The sequence below is a fragment of the Hyphomicrobium sp. genome, assembly GCF_051860585.1.
Lineage (GTDB): Bacteria > Pseudomonadota > Alphaproteobacteria > Rhizobiales > Hyphomicrobiaceae > Hyphomicrobium_C.
This window is the reverse complement of sequence record NZ_JBHYDS010000010.1, coordinates 46,281-60,635: the sequence shown is the minus strand read 5'-3', so window position 1 is coordinate 60,635 and position 14,355 is coordinate 46,281. Positions and strand designations below refer to the sequence as shown.

The window sequence follows — 14,355 nt, the reverse complement described above, 5'->3', positions numbered from 1 at the left end:
TGCGATAGCGCCAATGGCTCTTGTTCGGGTTGTCGCTCGCCGATGCACTGCCGTATGTGCTCCATCTCAATGTGAGAGGAACACTGGCAGCGGCGGGTTCGCGACGATGGTCTTCGTCGCGCCACCCAGGATGAAGTCGCGCAAGCGGGAGTGCCCGTAGGCACCCATTACGAGCAGGTCGAGGTCGTGCGCGGTTGCATACTCTTCGAGAGCCTGGCCGATCGTCCGGCCGGCGGCGTCTTCCTCCTCCAAGACAGCCTCGATCCCATGACAGGCGAGATGCTCCGCGAGTTCCCCTCCCGAGCTTCTCGTATCGGGCGCCTTCTTCTGTGTGATCGTCACCACCCGCACGGTCTTGGCGCGCTGAAGGAGCGGGAGGGCATCCGCCACGGCTCGTGCCGCGGGCCGGCTGAAGTCCCAAGCCACTCCAACGACATCGAGGGAAAAGAACTGCTGCTTTTTGGGCGTTTCCGGGAAGACAATCGTCGGTCGCCCAGAGCCGAGTATCACGCACTTGGCGATTTGTTGCTGTAGGTCCGCGTGCTTGCCGATCGGGACCATCGTGACATCGTGCATCCTGGCGCGTTCAGTCACGATGTCCGGGAGCTGCACCGTGGTGCATGACACGATGATCTGCTGGTGTGTGAGGCCACGCTTCGTCGCCATGCTTTCGAACGCACCGATCAGATTCTGGGCATGCGCCACGCTCCTCCGCCGCGCCGCCGCAATCATGCCCGGGATGTCGAGCAACATGTCCGCAACTATGTTGCTGGCTAGCGGGATCTCGACCTTGAAAGTCAGCGCCGAGATGCGCGCGCCTAACGCCGCGGAGAAGTCGACCGCTTGCTCGACGGCCGCAACCGGGGTCGGATCGGGATAGCTGCTCACGTGAAGCAGGGCGTCGTTGAAAGCCATTCTCTCAAATCCCAGCTTGGTCCGGATGGTTCGGGACGGCATCGCCCTCTTGTGCCGTCGTTGTTCGTCAGTCCGCACGGCGCCTGTTCCTCCCCGTCCGTTTGCCTGTACCTTTGCCGAGCGCAGAGCTGCTTGGTGACGTCGGGGAACGAAGCCGCTGCGCTCGATTTCAATGGCTGAAGGCTCCGACGCGGTCTGGCCAACGATGCCGCGGTCGGGAAGCCGATCCGCCGGTTTCACGACGATCGTATTGCCGATCGCCGTGATGCAGTCGGCGTGCAAGCACCATCGGTCGGTCCCTGTCAGGCGTCTGAACAACGATCATCAATCCTCCATCCACCCAGATTCTTGAGCATGTGCGGAATGTGGGCTTGATTGATCGTCAAAAAAAGCAGATTAATAATAGTGCTTTGATCGAGAAAAACTGCGGATCGGAGTACAAGCAGCCACACTACGCTGGACGGTCACGAACCAGCATCGAGCGCGCTGCCGAGCAGCTGCGTCTCGCCCGCAGACCATCAGAACGGAACACTCAAGGAAGCCTTCGGAACAGCGCCATTCCGCCGCGCGGGGCGCGTGCCGACTGGCGCTGTCCCGCGGCGGGACAATTGACTGTGTCCCTGTGTTCGACGCAAGTGCTCTCACGGCATCCTTCTGAACGCTCAAGGGCCGAAAAGCCTTACGCTAGCTGCGCAATCTCAAGCAGACCGTGGAGCGGCTGGGGTAGCGCGCGCAATAAGTGCTCATGACTCACCTCGTGTCAGCCGTCTTGGCTGTCACGAGCTAGGCTCGGCCGGACGGCCTCAGCGGCGTGTGCTGTCGACTACTGTCGCTAGGCATCAGTTTGGTCCCAGACTTGCCCAAGCGCGCCTCAGCGCGCTGGACGGTGTGGCGGCTGGGTAAACTGCCAAGGTCGGCAATGCCAGGGCGCGTGAGGAAAGCCACGCCAGCCGAAGGTAGCTTGCGCCGCGGCCTGTCATGCTGATCGATTGCTTGATGTTGACTTTGCCATCAGGGTCGCGGACCACTGGCGGCTGTTAACCCCCGACAGTCGCCATGTCGGACCGCTTCGGGCGAAAAGGTAAGGAAACCGGCATGAGGCTTCTGCTCACATGCGCAACCGTCGCGCTGCTCGCTCTGTCGGCCTGCAACGCGCCTGAGCGTGAGCCTGACGATGACGATCGCACGGAGCAGCGCGGCCAAGACGATGATGAAGAATAATCAATGAACAGAATGTTGGCCGCTATGTCGCTTCTCTCACTAGCGGCCTGTGACAGCGGCGGCGTCGTCGACCAAAGTATCCGGCGTGGGGTTCGGCAAAGTGCTGTGCAAGCCTGCACGGCTTGGGTTCCTCAGTCTGAGATCGCGCTGGCGGCGGGGGTCGATCCAGAGCGCCTTTGCGGCTGCGCGGCAGATCGCATCTTGGAGGGGAAAGGCGCGTCCGACCTCGCCGATCTGAGGCCGAGCAGCCCAGAACTTCGTGCTGCCGTTGCTCAGTGCGTCGCGGAGGACCAGACGGCCGAGACAGGTGCAAGAAAATGATCGATCGATTGGACAACCTCGACGCGTCGTCACAGCAGTTGTGACCTACACCGAGTTTGAGAATAGGGCCGCAGAGCCGAGGAGAGTTGAAGGTGGTCGGAGCTGTTTACGGCCTCGCTACCGGGGAGGTGCGGTGGCAGTGAGAGGGGAAAGAGGCACTGTTGCCGTTCGAACGGCCAAGCCTGTAATACACCGAGTGCCTAGCCGTACTGACCCTGCAAGCTTGCGGCCGAATATCGGGCGTGACTTCATTGAAGGCTACGTCAGCTTGACGGCTCGCACGATCTGCCACGCGGCCAACCCGAGTACGAGCAGGCCAACGGCAATAGTTAGATAACGGGCGGGCGCGAGCCGCGCAACGAAGCCGGCCAGGGGTGCCGCCGCAAGCCCGCCGACGATCAGCCCGACCACTTCGATAGCGTAGGTTCTGACGTCCACTGGAAGGTTGCCGTGAGCAGGGCAGCCAAGAATGCCGACGAAATGGCGCTGGTCACGAAGAACTCCGCGCCGCTCACCGTGCCGACTATCCCGCACGCCCATCAACTGGTATGGACGGCCTGCACCGGCAGCGCGGGTGACAAACTTCAGGAGGAAGTGTGTGATGGCCTCACGCGACATGCCCGGACGCACTCTGCCTGGGGGCTATTCGCTTGCCTTTTTGAAGGGCGACCTGTCGGGGGGGCTGGTGGCGGGCGTGATCGCGCTGCCATTGGCATTGGCGTTCGGCGTTCAATCGGGGCTCGGCGCAGCCGCAGGCCTCTACGGTGCCATCGCGCTTGGGATCCTTGCTGCGGCGCTTGGCGGCACCCGTACGCAGGCATCGGGTCCGACCGGACCGATGACCGTCGTCTCAGCCTCCGTGGTGGCGACGGCTATCGCGACGACCGGCAGCGTGGAAGCGGGGCTGGGCATCGCTCTGCTGGCTTTCCTTTGCGGCGGCATCCTGCAAGTCGTGCTCGGACTTGTTGGCGTCGGTAAGTACGTCAAGTTCTTCCCCTATCCCGTTGTATCAGGCTTCATGAGCGGCGTCGGACTGATCATTATCGTGCTTCAGATCTGGCCGTTCCTCGGATCTGCGTCGCCGAAATCGCCGCTGGAGGTCTTCACCCGCATCGCCGAACCGATCGCCGCCGTGAACTGGAGCGCGGTGATGCTGGGGGCGATCACCGTAGCGGTGTACTATCTGTTCCCGCGTGTGACCAAAGCGGTGCCAAACGTGCTCGTGGCCCTCCTGGTGGGCACGTTGGTCGCTGTTTTCGCGGACCTAGACGTGCCCAATGTGGGTGCAATTCCCAGCGCTATTCCCGGGCTGCAGCTGGACCAGATGTTCTCGGTGTCGCCCGAGCACTATCCGCTCATCATCGGGTTCGGCGTCACCCTGGCACTGCTCGGTTCAATCGATTCCCTGCTGACCTCGGTGATCGCCGATAACATCACCAAGACCAAGCATGACAGCCGGCGCGAACTGATCGGACAAGGCATCGGGAACAGCGTCGCGGCGATCTTCGGTGGCATCCCAGGCGCCGGCGCGACGAAGGGAACGGTGGTCAACATCAACGCTGGCGGAACGACGCGGCTGTCCGGCGTTGTGCATGGCCTGTTCCTGCTGGCCGTGCTCCTCGGGCTCGGCCGGTTCGCCGGCTACATACCCCTAAGCGTTCTCGCCGGGCTCCTGATTCCGGTCGGCCTCTCCATCATAGACTACAAGGGCTTCCGGCATCTCGTCCGGATACCCCGTGCCGACGCCGCCGTGCTGCTCATCGTCATGGGTATGACCGTGTTCGGAAACCTCATCCATGCCGTCGCGATCGGCGTGGTCCTGGCCAGCATTCTGTTCATGAAGAAGATGAGCGACCTGACCGAGGCGAACTCCCATGTCGGCGAACTCACCGATCAGCCTTGGGCCGATGAAGAGAAGGCACTCGACGCCCATCCAGGGCAAATCTACATCAAGCACATGTACGGACCGCTCTTCTTCGGCTCCGCATCGCGGTTCCAGGAGATGGCGAGCACGGTCGACGCGAACGCCGCGCTGCTGGTGATCCGCATGGAAGAGGTTCCCTATGTCGACCAGTCAGGGCTTTACGCACTGGAGCAGGTCGCCTTCGACCTGCGCCAGAAGGGCGCTCAGGTGGCCCTCACAGGCGTTCAGGAACAGCCCCTCGCCATGCTGCGGGACCTGAAGATTGTCCCTGACCTGATCAGCGAGGACATGCTGTTCGCCGACATGGAGTCGGTGAGCGATTGGCTGAAACGCCGCGGGCCGCCGGCCCGCGAAGATGGAGACGCCATCGCCCCCGTTGGAGCGACTTGATCAAAGGAGAAAGCAATGAATACCGCGTCCGAAATAGCCAACGGAGAAAAGCAGGGCCTCGTCGAGGAGGTCCTCACCAAGGAGGAGCAGGCGAGCCTGACGCCGGACAGGGTAATCGCCCTGCTCACGGAGGGTAACGACCGCTTTGTGAGTGGCGAAGTGACGCTCCGCAACCACAACGAACAGATCCGCCGCGCAGTCGCGGGTCAGTATCCGAAGGCGGTGGTGCTGTCCTGTCTCGATTCGAGGATCCCGGTTGAGGATGTGTTCGACCGGGGGATAGGTGACATGTTCGTGGCGCGAGTGGCAGGCAACACCATCAACGTCGACATCCTCGGCAGCATGGAGTTCGCGTGCAAGGTCGCGGGCGCCAAGCTCGTCGTCGTCATGGGTCACGAGCTTTGCGGTGCGGTCATGGGGGCTATCGACGGCGTCCAGATGGGTCATATTACCGCCCTACTGGGTAAGATCCGGCCGGCGACGCTCAGAACGGACGGCTTCGAAGGCGCCCGAACCAGCGCAAATACCGAGTATGTCCGCTGGGTCGCCGAGCAGAACGTCAGGCTGGGGGTCGAGCGCGTGCGCGCCGAAAGCGCCATCTTGGCCGAGATGGAACAGGCTGGAGAAATCAAGATCGTCGGAGCGATGTACGCGATGGAGACTGGCGAGGTCGAGTTCTTGACTGCCTGAATTGTGGCAGGCCGTTCGCGCGGGGTGATGCACTACAGTGCAGTCGTCCGTTCCAGTGCTGCCCTGTTAGTGTCAGGCCACCGGCACAGGCCGCGCGCAAGAACTCGACGTCCGGGCGGGCGAAACAAGCGGCCATGCATTCCTGAGAAGGAGCACAACTGCACCGCTTCGAGTCCCCGCGGCAGATAAATGGGAAAGAACAGAGCAATGTCGAGCTCGGACTAATAGCCTCCGACCTGACCTCCCGCTCGGACCGGACGTTAGGCAGGGCGCAACTTCTCGGAAATGCTCTGATCTTAGCGCATGTTGTCGCAGGAGAAGAGAGGCTGACCGATACGACCCGAGCACGCTTGCATGCGCACAGCTCCCTTCCTCCGATAGGCGAGGCGTCCCATAGCGGTGGAATGAGCGGGAGCGAATGGCGCTTTTGCCCAACAAACCCGTGACACCGTGAAGCGTTAGGAGACAAAGCGGCGTGGACATCGCACTGCTCCTCATCGGAGGTCTGGCGCTGCTCATCGGGGGCGGGGAGCTGCTGGTGCGCGGATCGGTCAGGCTGGCGGAGCAGATGGGCGTGTCGCCCCTGTTAATCGGGCTGACACTGGTCGGCTTCGGCACGTCGACGCCCGAGCTGGTGACCAGCGTACAGGCGGCTCTGATCGGATCGTCCGGCATTGCGGTCGGCAATATTGTCGGATCGAATATCGCCAACATTTTGCTGATCCTCGGCTTATCGGCTGTGATCTTTCCGTTGGCAGTGCAGACGAACGCGTTGAAACGAGATGGTCTGTTCGTGGTTGTGACGGCGCTCATGTTTCTGGTGGTTGGCTGGACGGTAGGGCTGGAGCGTTGGGTCGGCGGCGCCTTCGTGCTCGGTCTTGTGGTCTACATGGCCTACGCGTACCGGCAGGAGCGCACGGTGGCCGCCGTTGCGGGCGACCATACTGCCGCGTTCGAGAAAGCTGAAGCCATTGAAGGCGTCGATTCGGCGCTCCGCCCGGCCGCGCCGCGCGACCGCGGGGCACCATCATGGCTCAAACCTGTGGCCATCGCGATCGTGGGACTGGTGGCGATCATCTTCGGCGGGCGGCTGCTCGTCGACGGCGCGGTCGAACTCGCGCGCGTCCTTGAGCTGTCAGAGGCGTTGATCGGACTCACGATCGTCGCTGTGGGGACTTCGATGCCGGAGCTTGTCACCTCGTTGGTCGCGGCCGTTCGCCGGCAGTCTGACGTCGCGCTCGGCAATGTGCTCGGCTCCAACATCTACAACATACTCGGCATCGGCGGCTTCACTGCTTTGATCGCGCCTACGCCAGTGCCGGAGCGAATTGCCCAGTTTGACATGCCCGCGATGCTCGTCGCCTCCGGGCTGTTAATGCTTTTCGCTTGGACGGGCCGGAAGATCAGCCGTGCCGAAGGCGCTACGTTCTGCGGAATCTATCTGGCCTACGTCGCTTGGATCATTTCTGCCTCGTAAAAGCCCACCCGAGTGGCTCGGGCTCGACGTGCAAGCGCGCTTTCCATTCCGGATACGGCCCGCCGATCCGACCATCACTGTCGAGGAGGTCGCCCAGCAGCTCGCGCCAGGCGCTGATCGTCGAAAATGTCGATCGCACCCCCGGTCTGCGCCAGCGCATCCATTACGGCCTGTTCGAGCGTTGGCGCGCCTTCGAACGGCGCAATCGCAAACAGACCCGATGGGAGATCGGGATGGAGGAATGGGTCTAGACCGGCTGGTTGAGAAGACTCTTTGCGACGCGTAAGCGACCGCTTAGAAGCCTCTCAATGCAAAACCGGAGTGCTCCAGAATCTCTTGTCAAAGACTCCAGCAATTCGTGTCACGCTACAGCAGCGAAGCGAGCCACGGCCCGGCTGATTGTCGTTGCTGGGGAGAGGGGGCGGCGCTCCCTTTCCCCATGCCAGCGCGTCCGCGCCGGCAGGATTCGGCCGAAATCCGCGTCAGAGATTCTCGGTCCCGCCATGTGGATCGTCACCGGCAGGCCGAGACCGTTCGCGGGCTCGGGGAGCGAAGCGAGTAGAGCCACGGTGCCGCGCAGCGGCAGGCGCATCACCGCTCAATCGGGTCGCGCATAAGCGAGCTGCGCCCGCCCGGTATATGCCGGTAGAGCGTCGACGGCTGCACTCCGAGTCGCCGCGATCGAGCGCGAGGTCTTCGAGCTGGTCGGCCTCCGCTTCGCTCAGGTCGCCCAGCGTGAAATTCAGGTGCCGTTTGCGCGCGCCCTCGACGATCGAGAAGCCGCCCGACAGCAACGGCGTCACGGAGCCCGTGTCGATCGGGCGACGCCCCGCGCCCCATTCCTGACCGAGGGCGGGCCGAAACGCCTTTCCAACCATCACGATCCCGGCGCTGATCGGCTGGCCGGTGGGTTGGGTGACGTCGAAATGAAGGTACCGGGCGTTGACCGGCTCGGCGAAGCACCAGATGTTATTTGCGGTGTCGATCGGTCGGCCGACGACGTTGAAACACCGTCCCCAGGCGCGCGGCTTCAACATCCCGTCCCATTCCGCCGGGCCTTCGATCCCGCCCGTGCCCGCGAACCGATCGACCAGCAACGGTCGCTTCAGATCGGCGGTATCGTCAGCCAACGCGATCCGCAGCACGCCGCCATCGACCGACGCGTCCAGCACCTTGCCGACCGTGGCGATCGGCGGGAGGGCGAGATCGGCGTTCTCGGGCCCGATCCGCACCGTGATCGGCGCGTCGGTCCAGATCAGTGAGGCGAGCGTATCCAACGCCGCATTGCTGCCCGGTGCCTATCGCGTCGATATACCTTCGTATATCATAGGAGTTGTTTCGGCCGTTGCTCTCAGGATTTCCGCGCGGTTCATCTGGTAAACTGCGTGTATCAGGCCGAGTTGCTGCCAACCCGTGTCGCGCGGCAAGTCGTCCTCGACGCACCAGCGACATTCAGTGCGACCCATGGCAGGATTGACGTGCCAGTGTGAATGCGGCCGGGGCGCAAGCTGCCGATCCAGCACCTTGGCGGTGCCGGCAGCTGTGGGCTGACGGTGACCGCCAGTCGCATGCGAACGAGAATATACAGGGTTCTTTTGACGCACCGCTGGCGCGCAAAACCCCTGAATGGATGCGAGTTTGAAGATCATGGCTCTCTCCGTGCCGGCCGCAAAGACCACCAGCCCATAGCCGTTGATGATCATTGGCGTTGTCGTCCTGGCTCTCCGCCGTCGCGCAGCAGTCGACGCGACACCTCAATGCGACAGGAGCACCGGCGATGGCGGGTGGGCGATGATGGTCTTCGTCGCGCCACCCAGGATGAAGTCGCGCAGGCGGGAGTGCCCGTAGGCCCCCATCACGAGCAGGTCGATTGCATGCGCGGTCGTATATTCTTTGAGAGCTTGCCCGATCGTCCGCCCGGCGGCCTCTTCCTCCTCCAGGACAACCTCGATGCCATGAAAGGCGAGATGCTTCGCCAGGTCCGCGCTTGAGTGGTTCGTATCAATCGTCTTTTCCTGTGTGATCGTCACCACCCGCACCGTCTTGGCACGCTCCAGGATCGGGAGGGCATCGGCCACCGCCCGTGCCGCGGCCCGGCTGAAATCCCAAGCCACTCCGACGACGTCGAAAGACAAGGAACCACTGCGTTCTGGTACTTCGGGGAGGATAATCGTGGGGCGTCCAGAGCCGAATATCACGCTCTCGGCGACATATTGCTGAAGCGTCGCCTGCTCGCCGATCGGGATCATCGTGATATCGTGCATCCTGGCATGTTCGGTCACGATGGCCGCCAGCTGCGAGGTCGTGCACGACTCGACGATCTGCTCGTGTGGAACGCCGCGCTTCGTCGCCATGCCTTTGAACGTGCTGATCAGAGCCTGGGCATTGGCCGCGCTTTTCTGCCGCTCGGCCGCAACCATTCCCGGGATGTCGAGCAGCGTATTCGCAAGCACGTTACGGGCGGTCGGAATCTCTATTTTGAAAGTGAGCGCTGAGATGCGCGCGTCCAGCGCCCCGGCGAAGACGACAGCTTGCTCGATTGCCGCGGCCGACGTCGGCTCCGGATAGCTGCTCAACTGGAGCAAGGCGTCCTTGAAAGCCATTCTTCTTATCTCCTCAATTGATCTGCTGCTTCACATTGACCGCATCACACGGCTCACCTTGCGTCCGCTTTCATCTTCACCTTGCAAATTCCTTATCCGCGTTTTCCAACGCTGCGATCCGCTCTTCCAAAGCCGGATGCGTTCTGAACAGGCGCATCAGTCCGCCCCGTGCCGTCCCCGAAATGCCGAATGCGGCCATCTTGTCCGGCAGAGACGCCGGCTGCAGCGCCGCCAAACGGCGCAGGGCGGCGATCATGTGCCGCCGGCCGGCGAGCTCGGCGCCACCCCGGTCGGCGCGGAATTCCCGCTGGCGGGAGAACCACAAGACGATGATCGATGCGAGGACGCCAAGCAGTAATTCGGCGACAATCATCGTGACGAAGAAAGCAGGACCGTGACCGCTCTCGGTCCTGAACACCACCCGGTCAACCACATGGCCGATCACCCGCGACAGGAACATGACGAAGGTGTTGACCACGCCCTGGATGAGCGCCATCGTCACCATGTCGCCATTGGCGGCGTGCGACACCTCGTGCCCGAGCACCGCCTCGGCCTCTTCCCGGCTCATCTGCTGCAAGAGGCCAGTCGACACGGCGATGAGGGAGGCATTCTTGCTCATGCCGGTGGCAAAGGCGTTCACCTCCGGCGAGTCGTAGACCGCAACCTCGGGCATCTTGATGCCGGCGACCTGGGCCTGGCGGGCGACGGTTTGCACCAGCCACTGTTCCATCGGCGTCTTCGGTTGGGAGATGACCTGGGCGCCGACCGCACGCTTGGCCGTCCATTTCGAGAGGGCAAGGGAAATGAAGGCGCCGCCGAAGCCGAAGACGGCCGCGAAGATGAGCAAAGCGTTGAGATTGAGGCCCTGTTCGTTGAGGTAGGGTTCGACCCCCAGCAAGCGCAGGGTGATCGACAGCACCAGCACCACGGCCAAATTGGTTGCCAGAAAAAGCGCAATGCGTTTCACCCGGCGCTCCTCACGAAATGTCTGCGACCAGAATCTTCATAGTCCCACGCGCCCAACTCGGCGTAGCGGCGAAGCGATTGACCTCTTGCCGCTGCGCCTGAAGCGCTGATGCTCCACGTCTGCCGTCGTCGTCCGGCCATCCGCGTGGCGCGCACGGCGCTTCCCCTCAGTCGAAAAAGTCTGACAAGAAGGATCTCTTGCGCTTCTTGTGGCCGTAGCTGCGATGATCATCGTCATCGTCGTAGTGGCGTTGCTCACGGATTTCGCGCGACCCGGTCGTGCGGGCTGCAGGCGACGCATCTTCGGTGCTGCGAGCGATGATCTTGTCGAGCTCGCCCCGGTCAAGCCACACTCCGCGGCAGGTCGGGCAATAGTCGATCTCGACGCCTTGTCGGTCGGACAGCACCAACCCGGTCTTGCAGGTCGGACAGGGCATCGCCGCCACAGTTTCCTCGGTTCGCATGGTTCAAACCCTCTCCTGCCGACCGAAGCGGACGAGCAACTGCAGGCGATCCTTCACCGCGAGCCTGAGCTTTTTCAGCCGCAGCAGTCTGATGCCGTCGGGAAAACGCCGCTTGTGCTCGTGTCGAATCGCATCGTCGAGCTGGCCGTGGACGACCGTCAGCTTGTATATCAAAGCACTCATACTCATAGCCTTTCTCCGGTTGGTTGTTTGAGATGTGGTCCTCGCGGTACTCCTCGCCAAATTCCTACTGAGCCGGAACCGTCAAACGAATCTCCACACGCTCCTCCACCTGGCGGAACAGCAAGAGATCGATTGACTCTTGGTCGCGCTTGAAGCGGTGATGTTCGGCCTCGGGCGATCCATTCACCACCTCATGGGCGTATCCTGCGGCCGCGAAGCCTTGAACGTAGTGCGCTCGCACGGCCTCAAAAGCGGCGCGCCCGGCATAGCGGACCTCGACCGTCTTCTCCCCGCGCGCGAAATAGCTGCGCACCAGGCCGGGAAAGCGCGGCACGGGCCCCGCATCGGTGCCGCTGACGTCGCTCGCCGGCGGGTTTTCCGCGAGATCCGGCACCCACTGTCCGATCTGTTCTTTCAGGCCTGGCACCACCTGTTCGATCTGCGTCGCCGCATCGTTGGCAAGGCGCCTGCCTGCCTCGGTTGCCGTCGGAAACTGCCCCCACAACCAGGACAGCAACGCGATCCCGGCCCAGGTCACCAGACCGAGGATCCCGACAACGGCGGCAACCAGGATCAGCCAGGTGCGCGCCCGCACCTTGCTCAAAGCCGAGACGGCCAGCGCCGAAAACCGATGCTTATGGAGGGGGCTGCGCATCACCGCCTCACGAAGCCCGTTCACTGAAGGTGTCGCGCACGCGCCGCAGGCGGCGCCCCAGAGTCCGCTTGGCCCGATCCGCGGCGCGATTCACCGCGACATGAAAGTCCGCCTCTGTCTCCTCGATGACGATATCTGACCGCCCGTTCAGCCGAACGCGCAGACTGCAGCGCTTGTCTATGCCGCCCTTCGGTCCGTTGATATCGGACAAGACTACGGCAACGCCGCGAATGTGCTCTGGAAATTGCGACAGTGCGAATGCCAGCCGATATTCCACATGCTCACGCAGCTCCTCTGTGAGGTCCGCGTTACGCACTTGAATCGCGATTCTCATCATTCCTCCATCCACCAGCCGAGTTCGCGCAGTATCTAGGCTTGATCGATCATCAAAAAAAGCAGATAATCCGGTGTGTTTCAGTCGAAAAAAACTGCTGATTGGATTGGCCGGCCGTGTTGAATTACAAGCAGCTGCACTATTTCTGGAAGGTCGCGAAGGCCGGCAGCATTGCGCGCGCCGCCGAGCAGCTGCGTCTGGCGCCGCAGACCATCAGCGCCCAGATCGGCACGCTGGAGGAAGCGCTCGGAACCGAGCTGTTCCGCCGCGCCGGGCGGCGGTTGGAATTGACTGCGGCGGGGCAGTTGACCCTTTCCTACGCCGACGAGATCTTCCAGATCGGAAGAGAGCTGGAGGAGACGGTGCGCAACCGCCCCGGCCGCAGCGACATGCTCTTACGGGTAGGGGTGGCGGACGTCGTGCCGAAGTCGATGGCCTATCACCTGCTCGCTCCGGCACTGACTAGTGCCGGGCGTGTGCGGTTGATCTGCCGGGAAGACAAGCTGGATCGGCTGTTCGCGGAACTCGCCATCCACAAGATGGATCTCGTGATCGCCGACCGGCCGCTGCCCTCCGAACTGGGGGTGAAAGGCTACAGCCACGCTCTCGGGCGCACACCGATCGCCTTCTATGCCGTGCGCCCACTAGTCGCACGCTATCGGAAGGATTTTCCACGATCCCTCCACGGCGCCCCCATGCTCATCCCGAGCGATGGCGCAACCATGCGGGGGGCGCTTACGCGGTGGTTCAGTGAACATCAGATCGAACCGCGCATTGTCGGCGAGTTCGACGACACCGCGCTGATGAAGGCCTTCGGCAAGGCGGGTGCTGGTATTTTCCCTGCACCGACAGTACTGGCCGACGAGATTCGCAGCCAATATGAAGCTGAAATCATCGGCCGCGCCGACAGCGTCGCAGCAAAATATTACGCCATCTCCATCGAACGCAAACTGACCCATCCGGCCGTCGTGGCGATCAGCGAAGCAGCGAAGACGGAACTGTTCGTCGACGACAAGCGCTAGCCCCTGTCTCGTCTCAAGCGGATCGCTCGCCGCAATCGCCCACGACGAAGACAAAGATAGATGCGGTCAAGCCCGGCGAGCGCCTTTGCGAGAGGGTTGGGCGTGCGCTCGTCTTCCGGTCACCATCCCGATCAGTCCGGCGATGGTGCAATGGCTTTCGACCGGATGCCGGAGGAACAAGTTGTCATGGACGAGGTAGCGATTGGCGCGACCTTCACGCATGCGGCTGAGATACCCTGCCTCCTCCAATTCGGCGACGATGCGCTGCACGGCGCGCTCCGTGATGCCGACCCGGACTGCAACCTCGCGCATTCTCGCTGCCGGCTTCTCGACCAGGCAGAGCAGCACATGGGCGTGGTTGGTCAGAAAGGTCCAGCTGGCAGAGGAGGTATCAGATTTGGAGTTTGCCATTGCCTGCATCCGCGAGAGCCCCTATAAGGAAAGTGCGAAACTGATTTCGTGTCTTTTATATCGTGTTATGAAGTTCGTATGTAGGGGCAATAACGGTTAATCATGTCCTGGTCACCCGTGTCCGGAAGGCGATGGCGCGACCTGACCGGGTCATACCGCCAGACGCATACGAACCGCCCGACGCCAGAGGGGCAATCAAGGAGTGCTGCCGGTGTCAGACTTCGCCAACTGCTTCTTGCTCCTGGTCCGGTCCAGTGATGACGTTCCCCGCGCTTGCCGGGAGGCGGGAGAGTTTCTGGCATTTCAGCGCGCGCGGCTCCCGACAGTGCATGCGCAACAGGACCGGCGGTTGGTCGGAGTATGGATAGACCCCGTGATGGTGGACGCGCTGCCTGAAATATGCGGCGTGGGCTTGGCTTCTCGCGCGTGCCAATTCCAGATTCGCGAAAGCGTCGGCGTGAGTGGAATATGGTGCCTGTGCTGGGTTGATGCTGATCATGCAAGGAAATCATCCGACCTCGTTACGACACGCAAAACACTGGTGTCAGCCCTGATCGAGGAGCAGGCGCCACACCAACAGCCCAGGACTCTGCAGTTTATTCCTGTCTTCGATGCGGACGACAACTGCCGTTCTGCTTTGCTTCATACCGAGCGGCTGCGAGAGTTGTTCCCGGGCCTGATCGGTCAACCCTTGACGTGGAACACAGCGACTGGAGCGTGGGAGGCGCTCACTGGACCTGCCGAACGCGACCGAGCACTTTGAATTCCTTTCTCACATC

17 protein-coding genes are annotated in these 14,355 nt (G+C 62.3%); 6 read left to right on the top strand and 11 right to left on the bottom strand.

The features are described from left to right. Positions 1–66: 66 nt before the first annotated feature. On the bottom strand, positions 67–1,233 hold the full coding sequence (locus ACTIFK_RS15750) for a universal stress protein (RefSeq protein ID WP_354197419.1): 1,167 nt from the start codon (positions 1,231–1,233) through the stop codon (positions 67–69). A gap of 777 nt (positions 1,234–2,010) precedes the next feature. Between ACTIFK_RS15750 and ACTIFK_RS15745 the strand changes: the two genes are divergently transcribed. Further along, complete coding sequence (locus tag ACTIFK_RS15745) at positions 2,011–2,136, top strand: hypothetical protein (protein ID WP_281350930.1); 126 nt, start codon at positions 2,011–2,013, stop codon at positions 2,134–2,136. Positions 2,137–2,715: 579 nt separating this feature from the next. Here ACTIFK_RS15745 and ACTIFK_RS15740 read toward each other — a convergent pair. After that, a complete protein-coding gene (locus ACTIFK_RS15740) occupies positions 2,716–3,075 on the bottom strand; it encodes a hypothetical protein (RefSeq protein WP_150978944.1) in 360 nt (119 codons plus the stop codon). On the opposite strand from ACTIFK_RS15740, the gene ACTIFK_RS15735 reads away from it, so the two are divergent. The 3 genes from ACTIFK_RS15735 (at position 3,059) to ACTIFK_RS15725 (ending at position 6,938) form a co-directional block, all read left to right on the top strand. Continuing rightward, positions 3,059–4,771 (top strand): SulP family inorganic anion transporter, encoded by a 1,713-nt coding sequence (locus ACTIFK_RS15735; RefSeq protein ID WP_206078111.1) that lies wholly within the window; start codon positions 3,059–3,061, stop codon positions 4,769–4,771. The genes ACTIFK_RS15740 and ACTIFK_RS15735 overlap by 17 nt on opposite strands. Positions 4,772–4,786: 15 nt before the next feature. Continuing rightward, a complete protein-coding gene (locus ACTIFK_RS15730; RefSeq protein WP_150978945.1) occupies positions 4,787–5,461 on the top strand; it encodes a carbonic anhydrase family protein in 675 nt (224 codons plus the stop codon). Between the two features lie 475 nt (positions 5,462–5,936). Continuing rightward, on the top strand, positions 5,937–6,938 hold the full coding sequence (locus ACTIFK_RS15725) for a calcium/sodium antiporter (protein ID WP_150978946.1): 1,002 nt from the start codon (positions 5,937–5,939) through the stop codon (positions 6,936–6,938). Between the two features lie 482 nt (positions 6,939–7,420). Here the strand turns inward: ACTIFK_RS15725 and ACTIFK_RS15720 are convergent, their stop codons facing one another. From ACTIFK_RS15720 to ACTIFK_RS15685, 8 genes are all read right to left on the bottom strand, one after another. Continuing rightward, on the bottom strand, positions 7,421–8,215 hold the full coding sequence (locus tag ACTIFK_RS15720; RefSeq protein ID WP_150978947.1) for a hypothetical protein: 795 nt from the start codon (positions 8,213–8,215) through the stop codon (positions 7,421–7,423). Positions 8,216–8,236: 21 nt separating this feature from the next. Then, complete coding sequence (locus tag ACTIFK_RS15715) at positions 8,237–8,641, bottom strand: hypothetical protein (RefSeq protein ID WP_150978948.1); 405 nt, start codon at positions 8,639–8,641, stop codon at positions 8,237–8,239. Between the two features lie 51 nt (positions 8,642–8,692). Beyond that, a complete protein-coding gene (locus ACTIFK_RS15710) occupies positions 8,693–9,541 on the bottom strand; it encodes a universal stress protein (protein ID WP_150978949.1) in 849 nt (282 codons plus the stop codon). Between the two features lie 76 nt (positions 9,542–9,617). Then, positions 9,618–10,508 (bottom strand): protease HtpX, encoded by an 891-nt coding sequence (gene htpX / locus ACTIFK_RS15705; RefSeq protein WP_047558501.1) that lies wholly within the window; start codon positions 10,506–10,508, stop codon positions 9,618–9,620. 166 nt (positions 10,509–10,674) lie between these two features. Beyond that, on the bottom strand, positions 10,675–10,971 hold the full coding sequence (locus tag ACTIFK_RS15700) for a zf-TFIIB domain-containing protein (RefSeq protein WP_047558503.1): 297 nt from the start codon (positions 10,969–10,971) through the stop codon (positions 10,675–10,677). A 3-nt stretch (positions 10,972–10,974) separates the two neighbouring features. Then, positions 10,975–11,154: a DUF465 domain-containing protein gene (locus ACTIFK_RS15695; protein ID WP_047558881.1), complete on the bottom strand. Its 180-nt coding sequence runs from the start codon at positions 11,152–11,154 to the stop codon at positions 10,975–10,977. 64 nt (positions 11,155–11,218) lie between these two features. Next, positions 11,219–11,809, bottom strand: a complete 591-nt coding sequence (locus tag ACTIFK_RS15690) for a hypothetical protein (RefSeq protein WP_052224914.1) — start codon at positions 11,807–11,809, stop codon at positions 11,219–11,221. A 7-nt stretch (positions 11,810–11,816) separates the two neighbouring features. Then, positions 11,817–12,146, bottom strand: a complete 330-nt coding sequence (locus tag ACTIFK_RS15685) for an HPF/RaiA family ribosome-associated protein (RefSeq protein WP_206078112.1) — start codon at positions 12,144–12,146, stop codon at positions 11,817–11,819. 113 nt (positions 12,147–12,259) lie between these two features. Between ACTIFK_RS15685 and nhaR the strand changes: the two genes are divergently transcribed. Next, on the top strand, positions 12,260–13,165 hold the full coding sequence (gene nhaR, locus ACTIFK_RS15680; RefSeq protein ID WP_047558889.1) for a transcriptional activator NhaR: 906 nt from the start codon (positions 12,260–12,262) through the stop codon (positions 13,163–13,165). Between the two features lie 66 nt (positions 13,166–13,231). Here nhaR and ACTIFK_RS15675 read toward each other — a convergent pair whose 3' ends face one another. After that, entirely contained in the window at positions 13,232–13,585 is a 354-nt protein-coding gene (locus ACTIFK_RS15675) for a helix-turn-helix transcriptional regulator (RefSeq protein ID WP_439544015.1), read from the bottom strand. Between the two features lie 367 nt (positions 13,586–13,952). On the opposite strand from ACTIFK_RS15675, the gene ACTIFK_RS15670 reads away from it, so the two are divergent. Next, complete coding sequence (locus ACTIFK_RS15670; protein WP_197074896.1) at positions 13,953–14,339, top strand: hypothetical protein; 387 nt, start codon at positions 13,953–13,955, stop codon at positions 14,337–14,339. Positions 14,340–14,355: the final 16 nt, after the last annotated feature.